The sequence below is a fragment of the Pseudomonas flavescens genome (genome assembly GCF_013408425.1).
GTDB classification, from domain to species: Bacteria; Pseudomonadota; Gammaproteobacteria; order Pseudomonadales; family Pseudomonadaceae; genus Aquipseudomonas; species Aquipseudomonas fulva_A.
In genome coordinates, this window is sequence record NZ_JACBYV010000001.1 from 762,713 (window position 1) to 780,024 (window position 17,312).

The following is a 17,312-nucleotide window of genomic DNA, read 5'->3' on the forward strand; positions in this document are numbered from 1 at the left end:
TAAGGCGTACGACCATGGTTGCGCGCGAGGATTCGACGCGGCCCTGATCGCATGCCGAGATACCAGCGTATGTACAGATCGAGCGTTGTGTGGCATCGCTCAGGGCACCGTTTTCAGGCAAACACGAAATACTTGCGCACCGTCTCTACCACCTCCCAGGTGCCTTTCATGCCGGGCTCGACCACGAAGATATCCCCGGCCCTGAGGTGGATCGGCGCCATGCCGTCCGGGGTGATGATGCAGTAGCCTTCCTGGAAGTGGCAGTACTCCCACTTCACGTAGTCCACCCGCCATTTGCCGGGTGTGCAGATCCAGGTACCCATGATCTTGCTGCCGTCATCGGAGGTGTAGGCGTTGAGGTTGACGGTATGCGGTTCGCCTTCGATGCGTTCCCATTTGCAGGCATCGACGACGGGCATCGGTTGGGTATCGCGCAGTACGGTGATCGGTTGGTTGGCCATGAGTGGCTCCTGGTGGCGGTAGAGGTCACCCAGCATAGAGCCGTGCGGCAGCGGCCAATTGTCCAGGCTCGACACCGCTGTGCCCATCCGCGCTATAGGCATCTTTACTGCCGCCGGCCCGGAACTTGTAATTTTCCCTTTCAGTCCTATCTCTCATTGAGAGGTGGCGCCAGGCGCCGCATCAGCAAGCCGCACAGGGATGTCTTACCCTTCATCGCTCAATCGAGGCGCCCATGAATTCCGAAGAGCAAACCCTGATCGATGGCCTGTTTTCCCGCTTGCAGGAGGCCGAGCACCAGGGGGGATTGCGCGATACCGAGGCCGAAGCGCAGATCAAGACACATCTGGCCCGCCAGCCTGCTGCTGCCTATTACATGGCCCAGGCGATTCTGATTCAGGAAGCCGCGATCAAACGCCTGGATCAGCGCGTTCGTGAACTCGAGGCCCAAGCCACCGAGCAACAACGACAGCGCTCGGGCAACGGCGGCTTTCTCGCCGGCCTGTTCGGCGGCAGCCAGCAAAGTTCCACGCCGCAGCCTGCCCAGCGTCCCGCTGGCTGGGGTGAAACCCGATTCTCTCAGAGCGCTGCAGCATCCGCCGTACCGCCTGCCAGTGCACAGGCAGGCGCAGCGGTGGCCCAGGGTGGTGGCTTCATGCGTGGCGCCTTGCAGACGGCCGCGGGCGTGGCGGGCGGGGTGATGGTGGCGGATCTGCTGACCAGCATGTTCCACCACGACCAGCCGCAGGAGATCGTCGAGGTCATCCGCGAGGACCTACCTGCCCAGGACAGTTTCGCCAGCGATCTGGGCGAGGCCCCTTACGCGGGTACCGAGGACATCGACACCGATGCCTTCGACAGCTCGGATTTCTTCGACGACGGCGACACCTTCAGTTAGGCAATCCAGGCAGCCCCGGTGCAACGGGCGCCGGGCGCAAGTCGTCATTTACTGTGAATCTTGCACGTGCGGGTCGAGTCCATCGACAGGTTGCTCACGATTGGGCGAGCGCGTTCAGCCGCCAGCGCAGTACCACCGAGCGCAGGCTCGATGGTGACCAGGCGGCTGCGCCCACCATCTTTCGCACGTCAATGAGGTCTCTATGGATTTGCACATCAAGGGGCGCGTTGCGCTCATCAGCGGCGCTGCCGGGGGCATCGGCCTGGCGACGGCGAAACTGCTTGTCGAGGAAGGCGTACACCTGCTGCTGACCGACAAGGATCAGGCCGCCCTGGACAAGGCCTGCGCCGACCTACCCGGTGAAGTGCTGAGGGTCGCTGCCGACATGACCCGTCAGCAAGAGGTCGACGCGCTGGTAAAGGCTGGCGAAGCACGCTTTGGGCAAATCGATATCGTGGTGCATGCCGCCGGGGTCACCGGCGCCAAGGGCGACCCACTGGCGCTGCCCGACAGCGACTACGAGGAGGCCTGGGCCACCGATTTCTTCTCCGCCGTGCGCGTCGCACGGGCCACCGTTCCGGCGATGCGCTCGCGCGGTTGGGGGCGGCTGGTGTGCATCACCTCGGAGAATGCCGTGCAGCCCTACTGGGAGGAAGCCGTCTATAACGTATCCAAGGCCGCACTCGGCGCCTTCATCAAGAACCTGTCCTACAAGGAAGCGGCCCACGGCGTGTTGTGCAATACCGTGGCCCCAGCCTTCATCGAAACCAACATGACCGATGGCATGATGCGGCAGCGGGCCGAGGAGCAGGGCGTTTCCTTCGACGAGGCCGTGGCGAGCTTTCTCGAGGAGGAACGCCCCGGTATCGTCCAGAAACGCCGCGGTCAGGCTGACGAAGTGGCGGCAGCCATTGCCTTGCTGGTATCCGAGCGGGGGTCGTTCATCAATGGCAGCAACCTGCGGGTCGATGGCGGCTCCGTCCAGGCCGTGCAGAACTGAGCCCGGACGTACCCGCGTTCTGCGGCTCAGGTGGCCGAAGCAGGGCTGCCCAGCAGGGTGCGGTCCACCAGGCGAATGCTGTTGCGCCCGCCGCGTTTGGATTGATAGAGCGCCACGTCCCCCTGTTCGATCAGCGCCGCCAGGCTGGCCGGCGGTTGATCGAACAGGCTGGCGCCGATGCTCAGGGTTACCGCTTCAGGGGTGGCGAAGGTTTGCGCGGCTACGCCATGGAAGCGCTCGCGCAGCCCGTCGCCCAGGCTGACGATGCGTTCGTGGGACGCATCGCGCAGCAGAATCACGAATTCGTCGCCCCCCAGACGGGCTGCCAGTGACCCCTCGGGCAGCACCAGACGAATCATCTCGCCCAGTGCCACCAGCAGGCGGTCGCCCGCACTATGCCCGTGCAGGTCGTTGACCAGCTTGAAGTTGTCGATATCGATCAGCAGCAGCGCGCCGGGGCTCCTGGGCGATACCTCGTTGAGCAGCCTGGGCGCTCGTGCTTCCAGGGCGCGGCGGTTGTACATGGCGGTCAGCGGGTCGCGCGCGGCCAGCCGCTCGATGCGTTTCTCGCGACGGTAACGTACCGTCCCGGTCATCGACAGGGCGATCAGCATGAGCGCCATCACGCCTTCGACCAGCGAAATCTGAATGATCTCGCCACGGAAGGCCGCCAGATCGATCAGCGTGCCCGGCACCAGCACCGGTATGGTCTTGGCGACGTAGAACAGGCCGTGGCCCAGCAGCACATAGCGCAACTGCGCGGCACCGGCACCCAGCGATTTGCCCTGAGGCCTTAGCAGCCAACTGGCCCAGAGCGCCGTCAGCGCGACCAGCAGCGAGTTGACCAGCAGCATCACCTTCGACCACAGCGGGCCCTCCGGCAGGAGCAGCATGGCGAACCAGACCACCACCATCAGGTACCAGGCCCGGGACAGGCGCGTTTCGGTAAAACGCGCCACGCCCACCAGAAACAGCCAGTGTGCGGTGATCAGCAGCCCGTTGGCGAACCAGATACCCACCAGCAGCAGGCCACTGCTGCGCAACAGGGCCAGGGTCGAGCCCACGCTGATCAGGGCGAAACCGGCGCTCCAGAAGAGCAGGGAGGGTTCACGAACGGTCTGCCACTCGATCGCCAGATACAGCGCCGCCGCCAGGGCGAGGGCGATGGTGATCGTCAACATGGTTAAGGGATCGAACGCCATGTTCTGGTCGGGCCTGCCTGTTTGTAGGGTGGAAGTGTTGGGGGCATCGCGGGGGCTTGAGCCGTTGCAGATCGTGCACAGGGCTACGGTTTTGCGGTCGCGATTGTAAGCGTTCGGTTGTCGATTTCAGGCAGGGCAACGTAAAGAAACGGATGGATGGCAGGCTTCTCTCAGCCTTGTCTCTCTGCCACTTGATCGCGCTGCCTGCCCGGCTTCATGCAGTCTGGCAGACTGCATGGCGTTTTCCACTGGTGGGCTCGCTCATTGCGGCTTGGGCCGTACCGTCAGGCTGACCAGACGGGTCACCACCAGACCGATGTACATGACCCCCGCGAACTGCTCGAGCATCACCAGCGCCCGGGCGAATGGCCTCAACGGCAGGATATCGCTCAGGCCGACCCCCGACAGGGTGGTGAAGCTCAGGAACAGCAGCTCCACCCAGGTGCGTTCCGCTTCCGGGTTGATCGCCGCCGTGAAACTGCCAGGGCTGAGCAACTGGCACACGGAAAAGGCGTGGGCGAAGGCCCAGGCCAGCAGGGTGAAGGTGGCGCCGACCGCGAACAGCTCATCGGTGCTCGCTCGCTGATCCTCCATCATGTAGGCGATCAGGCCGCCAGCGGCATAGAAGTAGAAGCTCGACTCCAGGGCCGCGAGCAGAATCGCCAGCGCGGTGTTGTATTCGAACTCCACGGCTACGGTCAGGGCCAGGATGCAGGCGGCTTGCGTGAACGCGATCCACTGGATGGTCGGGCTGCTGCGCACCATGCGCAACGACATCGCCAGCACGATGATGCCAAAGGCACCCACGATGGCACGGCCTTCCGACAGCCGCTCCATGAAGGGGTAGAGCACGATGCCCAGCAATTGCACGAACAGCAGGCTGGCAGAAGGGTAGCGGATCAGGTACGTGTGGGCCTTGGGCATTGAATTGAACCGGAGCGAGGGGGTGCGGGAGGGAGGGCACGGGGCTATTTTGCCGGGCAGTCTAATGGATCGCGAGCCCGGCGTATGCTGCCGTTCAAGGTATTCGGGAGCTTACCTGCACGCCGGGTAGGTAAGCCTGCTGAGACGCTTCGCATCGCCCGTCAGCGCGGTCGCGCAGCCGCATCGCTGCGGCACCTCGAACACCGGGCTAGGGGCAGAGCGCGACCATTCGAGCCGATCACTCTCCCCAGTTCTGCTCATCATCGGTGCATCCACTACCTGTCCAGTCGGCCGGGTAAAGGCCATCGCGCACCGCGCGATGAAAACTCGAATACGGCCACTCCCGTGCCTGGCTCACGTAGCCATGCCTGACGGGGTCGAAGTGGATGTAGTCGAGGTGGCGCTGGTAGTCGAGGTCATCGGCGATCCGTTGCCGCCAATAGCGCCGTTGCCAGAGGCCACGCTCGCCGCGGATCAACTGGTGCAGGCGGCGCGGTTCGGTCTTGTCCAGGCCTTGCGAGAAAGCGAACCTGATGGCCTTCCAGCGCAGGGCGACCTCGCTGTCGCCTTCGGGTAGCGTCCAGACGCAATGCATGTGCTCGGGCAGCACGACCCAGGCGTCGATATGGAAGGGGTGGCGGTCCTTGGTGGCCCGTACCGTTTCCCGCAGCAGATCGATATGCCGGGTCAGCAGATCACTGCGGCGGTCGAGCAGGGTGAGGGTAAGGAAATACGAAGCCCCGGCAACGCGGGCACGGCGATAGAGCGACATGGCGGCTCATCCTTGAGCGTGGTGTTCGTTCACTACAGCATGGTAGATGGAGGCGGCCTTATCCAGTCTGCGCCGCGCCCATCGATAGAGGCGAGCGCGCAGCGGTACTTCGGCTATGATGCGCCACCGCGCAAAGCCCTCGCACATCATCAGGTCGCCATGTCCGCCAACGCCCTCTATACCGACCTGTCCGATCATTACGATCTGATGTGCGCCGACATCGACTACAAGGCGCAAAGCCACTGCATTCAGCGGCTGCAGCAGCTGTTCGGCAACGGGGGCAATCGGCACCTCGATCTGGCCTGCGGCACCGGGCCCCATGTTCGCCACTTTCTCGATGCCGGCTATCGCAGCAGCGGGCTCGACATCAACCAGCCCATGCTGGACAAAGCCGCCGCGCGTTGCCCCGAGGCGCAGTTCGCCGTGCAGGACATGTGCGACTTCAGGGTCAATGAGCGGCTCGATCTGATTACCTGCTTTCTCTACTCCATTCACTACAGCGGTGGCATCGACAGGCTCCAGGCCTGCATCGCCAGCGTGCATGCCGCGCTCCAGCCAAACGGGCTATTCTGCTTCAACGTCGTCGACAAGAGCAAAATCGACAACAGCCTGTTCGCGGCACACAGCGTCAACGACGACGAAGGCCTGTTCACCTTCAGCTCGGGTTGGCATTACGCCGGTGAGGGCGAGAAGCAGTCGTTGAGGCTGAGCATCGAAAAGACCACCGCGCATGAGCACCTGATCTGGCACGACGAACATCCCATGGTCGCGGTGACGTTCGCCGAGTTGCAGGCGCTCCTTGAGCCCTACTTCGAGGTACACGTGCTCGAGCATGACTACGAAAAGATCCTGCCCTGGGATCAGGCCTCCGGTAACGCACTGTTCGCCTGCGTGAAACGCTGACCAACAGCCGGTAACCTGCAAGGGTCGATCACCCGGCGCCTGGGCAGTTCGTTGCCTCAAACAAAAATGCCCGCGTGGCCTGAGGCCAGTGCGGGCATGTTTATCAGCCAGTATTCAGCCGTTACGGCAAGCGGCTCAGACGGCAGCGACTACCTTGGCTGGCGGCTGAGTACGACGACCCAGCACCCCGGCACCTGCAGCGACCAGGCCCGAGATCACCAGGGTGATGAGCAAAATCCAGGCGCCTTGGGATACACGCTTGGCCGCCACTTCAGCCGCTTCACGGGCTTTCTGCTCGGCCTGGGCTTTGAGTTCCTGATACTTGGCATATGCCTCGCGATAACTGGCCTGGGCCTGGTCGACGATCTGGTTGGCCTCGGCGTCGGTCTTGTTGCCACGCGCCTTGATCAGATTGACCAGCGCTTCACGGTCGGCAGCGTCCCAGGCCTGGTCGCCCTTGGCCTTGATGCGGTCCAGCAGGCCACCCAGTTGCTCGGTTGCCTGTTGCGGGTTTTCAGCGCTGCGCTGGGCAGTCTGCTGGGCATCCTCCTGGGTGGCCTGAGCTTGCTGATCGAGGTTGTCCGGGTTCAGCTCGGGCTTGCCGGTCTGGCGCATGGCCTGTTCGAGTTCACCCTGGATATCGTCCAGGTTGAAGTCGATACCTTGCTCGCGTAGCTCGTCCTGGATCTTGCCGCCCAATGCTGGCGCCACCTGAGCGATACCGCTGCCCAGTGCAGATACACCGCTGCCGGCCAGGTTGAGGCCGCCACGTACCACGCCAGTCACCGCGCTGGAGACCAGGTAAACGGTGATCAGCGAAACGCTCGCCCACACCAGCAAGCCATGGAAGGCACCTTCGCGCTGTGCGAGGCGGCCAGCGGCCCAACCACCGATGAACAGGGAAATCACCGAGCTGACGACCACCCAGATGGCGGCGCCGGTACCCACGCCCGATACCGGGTCGGCTTCCTGCAGCGGGTCGATGCTGGCGCTGCCGATGGCCGTGCCGAGCACGCTGAGCAGCAGGGAAACCATCATGGCCAGCACTACGCCGGCCAGAACCGCACTCCAGGAAATACGTTTGAGCAGCGGCGCTACTGCGGCAGTGTCGTGGTAGACAGGATTGGTGTAGCCGTTTGGAGCACTACGATCGTCGCGAATCATGATGGCAGCCCTTTAATTCAATGGCAGTACGAGCCAATCGCTCGTACTCCAGATGACTAGGGCCGCAACGAGAAAGTTTGGAATGTATTTCTAGGTGTGTTTCCCGTTATCCGTCATCCCTTGGCAGGCGGGCAGGAAAATCTGCGAGCGCCGTATGTAAATATGAATGCGACGCTATTTCGTAAGTAAATATTAAGCATTATCATTCGCGCCCCAAAAATAACTTTCCCTTCTTGGATGCGCCTCCTTCATGCCTGCCTTTCCGCGTCTCAACTCTGTTGCGCTTGGCTTTTCCTTCCTTTTCACCGCCGGCTTCACCCACGCGGCTCCAACCGTGCTGCCGGAAACGTCGGTCAACGCGGATGTCGACGCGCAAGCCGATAGCCCCCGCGTCAAAGAAGTCAGCACTGCGACGCGCACCACGACGCCGATTCGTTATGTTCCGCAAGCCATCGACTCAGTGAAAACCGCCAATGTGCTCGATTACGGCACCAACGACCTGGGTACCGCCCTCAGCGGCATTCCCAACGTCAGCAGCGGGGCGGATACACGCTTCGACGGGCTGCGTATTCGTGGCTTCGAGGCCAGCAACGACTTTTATCTCGATGGTGTGCGTGATGACAGCCAGTACGTGCGCGACCTGCACAACATCGAGCGCATCGATGTGCTCAAGGGCCCGGCTGCGGTGCTCTACGGGCGCGGCAGCCAGGGCGGCATCGTCAACCGTGTCAGCAAGGTGCCTGAAGCCGGGCGCCGTTCCAGCATCGAGGCCCAGGGCGGCAGCGAAGACATGCGCAGCCTGTACGCTGACCTGAGTGCGGATGCGACCGAGAACATCAGCCTGCGCCTGAACATGGGCAATCAGGACGCCAACAGCTTTCGCGACGACGTTTCCAGCCACCGCCAACTGTTCGCGCCGTCCATCAGCTGGCAGCTGACGCCCCAGCTCAACTGGCTGGCGCAGTACGAGTACAGCCGCTTCGACCGTACCCCGGATCGTGGTATTCCTGGCGTGAACGGCCGCCCGGCCGATGTGAAGCGCGAGACCACCTACGGCGATGACCGCGATTACATCGACGACAAGGCCCAATCGCTGCGCTCCAAACTCACCTACGAGCTGAACGACAGCTGGCAACTGCGCCAGACCCTGAGCGTGTTCAAGCTCGACAGCGACTTCGACAATACCTACCTCACTGGCGCCAATGCCGTCACCAACCGGGTGAGTCGTACGCGCTTTCAACAGGATCTGCGCACCCGCAATATCTTCAACAACCTGGAAGCCGAAGGCACCGTCGACACCTTTGGCCTCGAACACCGCTTGTTGACTGGCGTCGAGATCGGCAGCCAACGGCGCGATCCGAAGCTTTACACCTCGCTCGCTGTCAACCGGGGCGGCCAGGCAGTGCCGACGCTGGACCTCTACAACCCGGACCGCAACCAGAGCCACACCGGCCCCATGACGGCCTCGAGCAACAACCACACCGAAGTCGAAAGTCGCGCCATCTACGTGCAGGATCAACTGCGCCTGAACGATCAATGGCAACTGCTGGCAGGCCTGCGCTATGACCGCTTCGAGGTGGATACCACCAACAAGCTGACCGATATCCCGGATGGCCGCGACGACAACAGCATCAGCCCGCGCGTCGGCCTGGTCTGGACGCCGCTGCAGGATCACTCCTTCTACGCCTCGTGGAGCAAGAGCTACTCGCCGGTCGGCGGCGGGCAGATCGGCATCACCCCGAACGCCACGGGCAATACCAATGACCTGGATCCGGAGCAGACCCGCCAGAAGGAAATCGGCGTGAAGAGCGACTGGCTCGGCGACCGCCTGAGCACCACCTTCGCGGTCTACGAGCTGGAACTCTACAACCGCCGTACCAGCGACCCGAACAATCCGGGGCTGTTCATCCTCAGCGGCCTGCAGCGTTCGCGTGGCATCGAACTCACTGCCACTGGCCAACTGGCGGGCAACTGGTACGTCCGCGGCGGCATCGGCCTGCAGGACGCCACCATCGTCAAGGACAACAACGGCTTGGCAGGCAACCGCGTCAGCAATGTTGCCAAACGCAACGGCAGCCTGTTCCTGACCTGGAAGCCGGAGCAGGGCTGGTACGCCGAAACCGGCCTGACCCTGGTGGGCAGTCGCTTTGCCGATAACCAGAACACCACGGTGCTGCCCGGCTACGGCCGCTGGGATGCCCTGGTTGGCTTGCGCCAAAAGGACTGGGACCTGCGCGCCGCGCTGAACAACCTCACCGACCGCACCTACTACAGCTCCGCCACCAGCGCCGGGCAGATCCGCGTCGGCGAGCCGCGCAACCTGGTGGTCACAGGCACCTACAGTTTCTGAAGCCTCGCAGCATGTCGCCCGGCATGCTCCACTCTCTGTGGCGTTGGCTACTTCGCCGATGCCACAGCGCTTTCAGCCGCTGCGCTTTTTACCTTGGCAGCCAGCACGGCGGCCTGTATCGCTGCCAGGCTGTGCTTGGCCGCTGGTGATTCGAACACCGCACTTTCCGCCAGTGTGTAAAAGCGCTCGCCGTTGTGCAGCGTGAACTCCACGAACGCCAGGTGCTCAGACCACGAGCGATAGCGCCGTACCATGAACAGGCTGTGTTTCGAAGTCACAGAGCGCACGCTGCTCAGCGGAATCTGCCGGTGGCCACTTTCGCTGGAGACGATCAGCTCGTCGTTATGAATGGAGGCCGCCCCGGCCTTGTTCAACCGCCACCATTCCAGCGCAAACCGCCATCCCATCAGCAACAAACAACCGCTGACCAGCAGTAGTTCAGGCAGCCGCGTGGCTGGCGCCTTGAACAGCACCACGCCACCGATTACCAGAAGAATGGCCAGGGTGATGGAGCGGTAGAAGTACACGTTGTGAAAATCGGGGAAGGTCAGAAAGCGGATGTCCATAAGCGTCATTCTCTTCCAGAGGTCTGACTACAGGCCGTTTCGGGGCACGGGCGCTACGCGTTGAAAGGCTCAGCGCCGGCGCCCTGCAAATGGTAGCCGGCCATCACGGCAGGGTATGGCATCTGCCAGATGGGCTGCGTGATCCGTCACGCAAATCGGTATCTGCCTGGCTGCGCGATCAATGAATGGTCGGAGTGAGCTTTTCGGCAACCAGCTGACGAGCCTGATGGGTCAGCTGATCCAGGTGATAGTCGCGCTGTTTCTCGGCTTCGCTCATGGCCTTCTTGCCGTTTTGTTTGAGCAAGTAGGCGTGGATCTGCCGCACCTCGGTGGACTGAAACACCGGCGCCAGATCCTGCACCGCCACCAGGCCATCGGAGCGCTGGTCGCGGGTGTTCATCAGCACCTGCGGCCCTTGTGCGGCCAGCACCTGAAAGCCCATGGCCTCGAAGGTCGGCACCTTGCCGGCCACGCAGGCCAGCTCCATATGCGGATGGCGCTCGATGATGCGTTGCAACATGGCGCGGGCAACACCGCGCCGGCGATGGCTGGCCGCTACGGCCATATAGGCGAGGGTGCAGGCTTCGGCGTCGTCCTGGCTGGGCAGGTACAGCGCGAAACCCAGCACCACGGCAGGATCCTGATCATCCAGGGCCAGCAGCAATTGCGTGGGGCTGTGCGCCTCGCCGTCCATGGCCTGCAGGTACAGATGCACTTCGTAGCCGATCACGTATTGATACAGCTGATAGAGCGGGTTGCTGGGCGTCAGCGGCACCGGGCTGATGTCACTGAAATAGTCCACCACCATCTGCAGCACCTGGGCTTTGAGGGACTCGGGCGGCGTGGCATTGAGGTGGGTAAGGGTGAACATCGACAGGCAGGCTCTTTATAAAACGGCGGGCGGCATTGTAACGCGTGTGGCCGCTGACGTTGTGTAAGGGAGAGGGTACGAGCTGTTCATCTCATGGCGCGTACCTCGGGTAACATGGCGCCGCAACGAACACCAACCCAGAAGGGCCTTATGGCAGCCTCGAAACGAAAATATGCAGGCATCGAGCGCGAGCTGATTCGCACGCTGACAGATGCCTGCGAAACGGCAAAGAGCGAGATCGTCGGCTTCCAGTGGCTCACCCATGACGTGGACTACGAGCGCTTTCCGCAGAGCCTGAGCGTGACGTGGATGTTCGATACCGAGGCCAACAAGGCAAAGGCACTCGCCTGTGCGGACAAGGCGAGAATGCTGGCGCTGACCCTGGCTGCTTTCGAGGAGGTAGGTATCAGCGTGACACGCACCGCCGACCACGTGACGTTTTCGGTCGAGCAGCCGGCAAGGGGCAAACGTGGCCAAGGACATTGAAAATCCCTGCGTGTCGCTGTGCCAGCTCAACAGTGAAATGTGCGTGAGCTGCGGCCGCACCCGAGAAGAAATCCGTAAATGGCGCGGCATGAAACGCCCCGAGAAAATGGCCACCGTGCAGAAGGCGGCGACGCGGATGAAGGCGATTGCCAAGAAGAAAGGCAAATAAAGCGGGCGGAGAATGCTCGCTCCCACGCTCTGCGTGGGCACGTCGTTGGGGACGCTCCGCGTGCAGTGCGTAGGGTGGATGACGCTCTTTTCATCCACCATGGGTGTTGTCCGGGTTACTTACTCGCCGTAATCGCCACCATCCACTTCGGCACACCAGTCTTTGGGATAAACGCCCATTGCCACTGCTCTATGGAAGCTTGAATAGGGCCAATCCAACAGGTGTTCGACATGTCCATGTTTTATCGGATTGACGTGGATGTAGTCGAAGTGTCGCTGGTAATCCAGCTCATCACGAATCAAGTGCTCCCAGTAACGCCGTTGCCAGATACCGCGCTCGCCCCGACGTTTCTGGTTGGCTTTAAGTGTTTCGGTGATCGGCAAGCGCTTGGCGAAGGCGAATTTGATTACTTTCCAGCGCAAGGCGAAGTTGGCGTCTCCAGGCGGCAACGTCCATAGGCAATGCATATGCTCGGGCAGTACAACCCAGGCATCGATATGGAACGGATGTCGCGAGCGTGTGGCCCGCACGGTCTCACGCAGCAGGTCGATCTCTCGGATCAGTAGATCGCTGGTGCGGTCGCGTAGGTTGACGGTAAAGAAGTAAGTGGCGCCGGGAACACGGGCGCGGCGGTAATCGGGCATGGCGGCTCATCCTTGAGCAGTGTGTTGCCTGAACCATGGTGGACAAGCTTCGCGTTGTCCACCCTACGCCCCGATTTCCGCCTCGCGTAGGGTGGATGACGCTCTTTTCATCCACCATTGCGGGGTTTCCGGGCTACTTGCTGCCTTCTGATCCTAGCTAGGGATTAGCTGAAGTGTCGAGTTTGCTGGTTGTCGACGCAGAGCGTCGAGGGCTGCATTCCCACGCGAAGCGTGGGAACGATCAAATGACTCATCAGCTCCAACAGTTGCTGTCGGTTGATATGCCATCGATATTGGATGTTATCGAACAGAACCGTTGCCCCTGCCTGAGAAAACCAAGATTTCAATTTGCTTGGCATGGCGATTCCCGCTACCTGATCGCTAGGAGAATCATAGGCAAAGAGGGCGTTTTCACTGCCTCGCAGGCTTGCCAGTGATATCCAGTCAATAGCGGAAATACGATCACCTTCGGCGTTGCGACTGAGATTGGTGGGGTTGCGGCAACCGTGGCTAGGTTTTATGCGCAACTGCCCGATAGTTGTTTCTCCTGTTTCCCATAGCTCGGTAATTGACTGCTTATACAGATCCGGGCGATCCATTAGCAGTGCGTAGAAGAAGGCTACGGGGCCACATAGACTTGTCTCTTGCTAATTTGGATAGGCCGATACTGTACTAGTGGATGTGGGCTGTTGACCATGAGCCTCCGCCACTCTGGCCTGCAACTGATCGATTATCTTGCTCTTCTCGAATGGGTCAGACAGGGTGCCGATAGGGTTGGCTGGGTCATTAAAAACACGGCTTGAAACCTGTTTGTTCTTAAAGTTTTCTAAGATGGTTTTGGCGATACTCAGCGGATTTGCGGGGACAACTGACTGCGGAAGATTTAGAGAGGGTACGGTCAGGTTACTCACTCATGAGTGATACCGGAATTACAGCGCTGACCACCTTCATCATTGATGTGAGGGAGCCTAGAGCCGTTGGAGAGTCGAATGTAGCCGGAACTACTGTGTCGCCTATGAGAATAGAGCCCGATCCAGCAACGATAACGCCGCCATGATTGCTAGTGCTTCCCACGGTTGCAGCAGACATTCCGTTAATGAATACCGTACTGGAAACCGCTCCGGCGATTGAACCGCCACATGCAGTGGTATCTCCCATCCTGGCAGCAGGTAAGCCATCGAAAAGTACGTTAGGTGAGCCTGTTGTAACAGGGATGGTGCCATGGCCCTGAATAGGGCAAGACGTAGGATCTGATTGGCGAGCTGCCGGTTTCCCGCTCATGATTGAATCTCCATATATAGCTGCTCCTGATCTTACCTTCTAATCTATGCGCAATGTCTTGCGCACATGAGCTTGATTCGGCCGCAATGCGCACTTAATCACAGTTGTTAATCGTGCCCGCGCTCTGCGTGGGAACGTCGTTGGAGACGCTCTGCGTTCAGTGTGTAGGGTGGATGACGCTTTTTCATCCACCTTTATTAGTGGTGTGCGGGCTGCTTGCTAGCCAGGCCGATAGGGCATCCAGACATCGCCGTGCCAATGCAGCAGCGATAATCCCCGTCGGTTTTCGCGTCGTGGGCGGCGCTCATCGTCATGCTGGCCATCGCGCAGGGTCGGCACCAAATCGGCGGTGATCCAGCGGCGGATGCAGCGGTTCTCCGGATGGTAATAGTGGATCAGTGCAGCATAGACGCCGGATTCGCTGACCAGCCGAGCAGCCTCCGGTTGGCCATGGGCGTTGAGCACCACCACATCAAGCAACTGGTCCGCGTCGAGCGTGCGCGTGGCGCGCTCCTCCAGATGAGGCTGGCCGATCAGCCGGCCAAGATCGCGAGCGCAGAACCAGCACTGCTGCTCGATCAGCAGCGCACGCAGTTGTCGGCGATGGCGGGTGAAGGTCTGGGGAATCAGGATTTCGCCGGTAGTCTCCGGTCGGGTGTTGGAGCTTGGAGTGTGGGTAGGCATATCCATTACCTCTGTGTGATTGATCAGCTTTCTTAGGGCTGGGTGCCGGGAGTTAAGAAACCCCACACAGAGGGCCGGACGTATTCCCCTTTCGGGTCTTGTATTAGCCCACTCCCGACATATCAGAGGTGTTTTTCTTGTGCGCACGGGCAGGCCGTAGGCACAAAAAAGCCGCGAATGTCGGATGCGGGCGGGCCGCTGTGTGAAAAGCGTTTCTTAGGCGCCGCTTAGTAGGGTAGGGATGTGGACGGAACCGGTCAAGGACAACGGCTCGTGCGGGCGCCGCGTAGGGGATGGATTTTTTATCCACCATTGCAGAGTGCGCCCGGGCTTCCCGCTGGATTTGGTCGTCCTGAACGGTGGACAAGCTTCGCGTTGTCCACCCTACGCCACGATTCCCGCCTCGCGTAGGGTGGATGACGCTCTTTTCATCCACCATTGTGGGGTGTCCGGGCTACTTGCTTTTGATTTACCTGCATCGTTCAGACTAGGCGACTCGGTCTCCGAATCCCGTCAGTGGGCCGAGTGGAGGTGCTGTGGAGAGGGTCGTTTGGCATGGATGCCCCTTAGCGACGATCCTCGGAACAGCACCGGAGCGAGGGGAGTTGAGCATAGCGAAACCCGGATGCCGGGCGCGCTTTCTCTTTGGTTACTTTCTCTTTTGCGCGAGCAAAGAGAAAGTGACTCGCCGTAAGGACGAAAACGGTAGAAGAGGGCGACGGAGAAAATAAATATGTCCCCTTTTTCCGGTGTCCGGGGTTAGTAGACCACTACATTCTGCGTTGCCTATAGCTTGCAAATCGGCAGCTTGGACGCTGGAGTGTCCGGGGATACATTCCCACGAAGAGCGTGGGACGATCAAATCGACCAGAAATGACGGCCTATTTCAGATCATCCCTAGGTGGGCTTGTAGTATGAGATTTCTTTAACTTCAGCGGCATTGTCTGCCGATAACTGATTATAAATAGCCATTTCAGTTATGTACCCTGCACGCTTGGCAGTAGCGATAGTGGAGGCCAGCTCGAAAAATGCAATCGTTTCTTCTCCTTTTTGGGTTATTTTCTCTACAAAAATAGCATCGCTACCGCCGCGTGTAACAAAGGCGATCTCTTTTGAGGGTATATCGAAATAAGGGTGGATTAGATGAAATTCACAATCGCTGTAGTTTTTATTGTAGTGCTTTATCATCGGTTTGGTGCCTTTTAACATTCGGTTGCAGTAGCCACAAGCTGCAAAAAGGTTCTCGGTGATGAACATGAACTCTGGCCAGCCACCTTTTTGATCCTTGTGCGCGAAATGCTCTCGGTCTACGAGCTGTCGCATCAACCCTGTACCACAGTATACACATCTACTGCTCTGAATTTTTAGTAGCTGCTCAATGAGGCTGGCTTTATAGGCTTTCATTTGATTGGTCTGCAAGTCCCATTGCCTAGCCTTATGTGGCTTCAATCCATTAAGGTAGTCAACCGTCGACTTTTCGAATACTGGCAATTCTGTGATGTTTAAATACCATTCACTGATTGGCATCGACCAGCTCCGCAATGTTCTTGATGACCCTATGAAGGGGGTCTGATTCGTTAAATACTAAGCGTTCAAACTTTTTCTTTAATTGTATCAGTCGGTTGTGGTCTTTAGGCTCGCTTGAAATTAATCTCAATGCTTCGGCAAGGTCGCTTTCGAATGCTAGGTTTCCCACGGATCTTACATCAAAAACATCATACAGAATGTGGTCGGCACTCCAAGCGTATGTTGAGTACTCAATGTTTTTGACGCATAGCTGTTCGTCTTTGCTTTCGAATACGTGAAGTGAACTGGTTTCCTGTTCAAGATCTGATATGATGAAGTGTGAGTGCGTGGCGATGATTACATGACTGCCAGGAAATGAGCCTAGTGCGCGTTTCAGCAGTGCTACATACTTTATTTGCCAACTCGGGTGCAGGCTAAGTTCTGGCTCATCAATAAAAATTAGGCAGTTGGGTTTTGCATGTCGGATAAGGCTGGAAAATGTGTAGAGCAGTTGGGCTTCCCCGGAGCTGGAGTGGCCGAATCCGAAAGATCTTTTTGTATGAAGCTTCTGTATGTTCAGGTCGACATCTGAAATCATCCCAATGCGGCGAAATACGTTAATTCCGAAGTAAAGTTCGCTGTGGTCGGCTAGGGTGTCATTGAGGTCTATTGTGATGCTATTTTTACGACCGGAAAACATCTTGTTGGTTAAGCCACTACATGCTCGGGCAGCATCTTCATAGCTGAAGTTGCGAAACATTTGAACTTGTAGTCTGGAACTTTTGCTTGAGTAGCTATGGACTGCCAAAACCAAGAGGCCAGGATCCGCCACTAGCTCGTGAAATTCTTTAAGGTTGTTTACATTAAAGGTCACTTCAATTGTGGGCGAAATGCCTAAGTATTTAAATAGTTCCGCAAGCGAGTGGTGGTGGTGTCGCAGTGGGATGTTGAGGAGGTTCTCGATTGTGCGACGTGAAAGCGTTGCAGTCCAAGACGCGTTGGACGTTTCGCGTACACCACAGTATCGATAAAAGTCGTCCTCGTCCGAGTCAGCAAAGGGAAATTTATCATTGACGGTGGAGCTGATGGCCAAGACTCGCGACGGTAACGGTAGATCAAATGCAGAGGCTTCCTCCCCATCGATGGTGAAACCTACGCCGAAGTCACCAGCGATGCACTCGACTAAATCACCGTTGATGTAGTATTTGAACTGCAGTTGGTCAGTAATGGCCCCTTTTTTCTTAACGGTACTGAATTTTCCGTGTTGGCTCCTCGCCTCAGAGAGCAAGCGGAATGATTCAATCAACGACACGATAAAGCGAGTTTTTCCTGTAGCGTTCCCGCCGACAATCACGCTCTTGAAAGGTGTTGTGCCTCCTGTCGAAGGTGCAAAAAACTCTTGATTCATGGGTTTAAGGACATGTATCAATCTA

Annotated in this window: 19 protein-coding genes; 6 read left to right on the forward strand and 13 right to left on the reverse strand. The window is 59.1% G+C overall.

Going from position 1 to position 17,312, the window contains the following annotated elements; genetic code table 11:
• Positions 1-113 precede the first annotated feature (113 nt).
• A complete protein-coding gene (locus tag FHR27_RS03300; protein WP_042552888.1) occupies positions 114-461 on the reverse strand; it encodes a cupin domain-containing protein in 348 nt (115 codons plus the stop codon).
• 233 nt (positions 462-694) lie between these two features.
• On the opposite strand from FHR27_RS03300, the gene FHR27_RS03305 reads away from it, so the two are divergent.
• Both FHR27_RS03305 and FHR27_RS03310 read left to right on the forward strand, forming a co-directional pair.
• Entirely contained in the window at positions 695-1,357 is a 663-nt protein-coding gene (locus FHR27_RS03305; protein ID WP_179537773.1) for a DUF2076 domain-containing protein, read from the forward strand.
• A gap of 202 nt (positions 1,358-1,559) precedes the next feature.
• The gene (locus tag FHR27_RS03310; RefSeq protein WP_179537774.1) at positions 1,560-2,357 is read left to right on the forward strand and encodes an SDR family NAD(P)-dependent oxidoreductase; all 798 of its coding nucleotides are present in this window, start codon (positions 1,560-1,562) and stop codon (positions 2,355-2,357) included.
• Positions 2,358-2,383: 26 nt separating this feature from the next.
• On the opposite strand, the gene FHR27_RS03315 is transcribed toward FHR27_RS03310, so the two are convergent.
• From FHR27_RS03315 to FHR27_RS03325, 3 genes are all read right to left on the reverse strand, one after another.
• Positions 2,384-3,559: a GGDEF domain-containing protein gene (locus FHR27_RS03315; protein ID WP_042552761.1), complete on the reverse strand. Its 1,176-nt coding sequence runs from the start codon at positions 3,557-3,559 to the stop codon at positions 2,384-2,386.
• A 261-nt stretch (positions 3,560-3,820) separates the two neighbouring features.
• Positions 3,821-4,483, reverse strand: coding sequence for an ion channel (locus tag FHR27_RS03320; RefSeq protein WP_042552762.1), 663 nt, complete (start codon positions 4,481-4,483; stop codon positions 3,821-3,823).
• 238 nt (positions 4,484-4,721) lie between these two features.
• Positions 4,722-5,255 carry an REP-associated tyrosine transposase gene (locus FHR27_RS03325; RefSeq protein WP_042552763.1) on the reverse strand — a complete coding sequence of 178 codons (534 nt, stop codon included), beginning with the start codon at positions 5,253-5,255 and terminating at the stop codon, positions 4,722-4,724.
• Positions 5,256-5,414: 159 nt separating this feature from the next.
• On the opposite strand from FHR27_RS03325, the gene FHR27_RS03330 reads away from it, so the two are divergent.
• A complete protein-coding gene (locus FHR27_RS03330; protein WP_179537775.1) occupies positions 5,415-6,158 on the forward strand; it encodes a class I SAM-dependent DNA methyltransferase in 744 nt (247 codons plus the stop codon).
• A gap of 135 nt (positions 6,159-6,293) precedes the next feature.
• On the opposite strand, the gene FHR27_RS03335 is transcribed toward FHR27_RS03330, so the two are convergent.
• Positions 6,294-7,322 (reverse strand): hypothetical protein, encoded by a 1,029-nt coding sequence (locus FHR27_RS03335; RefSeq protein WP_179537776.1) that lies wholly within the window; start codon positions 7,320-7,322, stop codon positions 6,294-6,296.
• Between the two features lie 250 nt (positions 7,323-7,572).
• On the opposite strand from FHR27_RS03335, the gene FHR27_RS03340 reads away from it, so the two are divergent.
• Positions 7,573-9,672, forward strand: a complete 2,100-nt coding sequence (locus FHR27_RS03340; RefSeq protein ID WP_179537777.1) for a TonB-dependent receptor — start codon at positions 7,573-7,575, stop codon at positions 9,670-9,672.
• A gap of 47 nt (positions 9,673-9,719) precedes the next feature.
• Here the strand turns inward: FHR27_RS03340 and FHR27_RS03345 are convergent, their stop codons facing one another.
• The gene (locus FHR27_RS03345; RefSeq protein ID WP_179537778.1) at positions 9,720-10,238 is read right to left on the reverse strand and encodes a hypothetical protein; all 519 of its coding nucleotides are present in this window, start codon (positions 10,236-10,238) and stop codon (positions 9,720-9,722) included.
• 178 nt (positions 10,239-10,416) lie between these two features.
• Complete coding sequence (locus FHR27_RS03350; protein ID WP_179537779.1) at positions 10,417-11,109, reverse strand: GNAT family N-acetyltransferase; 693 nt, start codon at positions 11,107-11,109, stop codon at positions 10,417-10,419.
• A gap of 150 nt (positions 11,110-11,259) precedes the next feature.
• On the opposite strand from FHR27_RS03350, the gene FHR27_RS03355 reads away from it, so the two are divergent.
• Together FHR27_RS03355 and FHR27_RS03360 are read left to right on the forward strand one after the other, a co-directional pair.
• Positions 11,260-11,595 carry a hypothetical protein gene (locus tag FHR27_RS03355; RefSeq protein ID WP_179540017.1) on the forward strand — a complete coding sequence of 112 codons (336 nt, stop codon included), beginning with the start codon at positions 11,260-11,262 and terminating at the stop codon, positions 11,593-11,595.
• A complete protein-coding gene (locus tag FHR27_RS03360; protein WP_042552770.1) occupies positions 11,579-11,764 on the forward strand; it encodes a DUF1289 domain-containing protein in 186 nt (61 codons plus the stop codon). The genes FHR27_RS03355 and FHR27_RS03360 overlap by 17 nt, the downstream gene beginning before the upstream one ends.
• 119 nt (positions 11,765-11,883) lie before the next feature.
• Here FHR27_RS03360 and FHR27_RS03365 read toward each other — a convergent pair whose 3' ends face one another.
• From FHR27_RS03365 to FHR27_RS03390, 6 genes are all read right to left on the reverse strand, one after another.
• Complete coding sequence (locus FHR27_RS03365) at positions 11,884-12,408, reverse strand: REP-associated tyrosine transposase (protein WP_179537780.1); 525 nt, start codon at positions 12,406-12,408, stop codon at positions 11,884-11,886.
• Between the two features lie 164 nt (positions 12,409-12,572).
• Positions 12,573-13,007: a hypothetical protein gene (locus FHR27_RS03370; protein WP_179537781.1), complete on the reverse strand. Its 435-nt coding sequence runs from the start codon at positions 13,005-13,007 to the stop codon at positions 12,573-12,575.
• A 304-nt stretch (positions 13,008-13,311) separates the two neighbouring features.
• A complete protein-coding gene (locus FHR27_RS03375) occupies positions 13,312-13,689 on the reverse strand; it encodes a PAAR domain-containing protein (RefSeq protein ID WP_179537782.1) in 378 nt (125 codons plus the stop codon).
• A gap of 219 nt (positions 13,690-13,908) precedes the next feature.
• The gene (locus FHR27_RS03380; RefSeq protein ID WP_179537783.1) at positions 13,909-14,373 is read right to left on the reverse strand and encodes a BRO-N domain-containing protein; all 465 of its coding nucleotides are present in this window, start codon (positions 14,371-14,373) and stop codon (positions 13,909-13,911) included.
• An 897-nt stretch (positions 14,374-15,270) separates the two neighbouring features.
• Complete coding sequence (locus FHR27_RS03385) at positions 15,271-15,900, reverse strand: HNH endonuclease (protein WP_179537784.1); 630 nt, start codon at positions 15,898-15,900, stop codon at positions 15,271-15,273.
• On the reverse strand, positions 15,887-17,287 hold the full coding sequence (locus tag FHR27_RS03390; RefSeq protein WP_218878443.1) for an AAA family ATPase: 1,401 nt from the start codon (positions 17,285-17,287) through the stop codon (positions 15,887-15,889). The genes FHR27_RS03385 and FHR27_RS03390 overlap by 14 nt, the downstream gene beginning before the upstream one ends.
• Positions 17,288-17,312 lie beyond the last annotated feature (25 nt).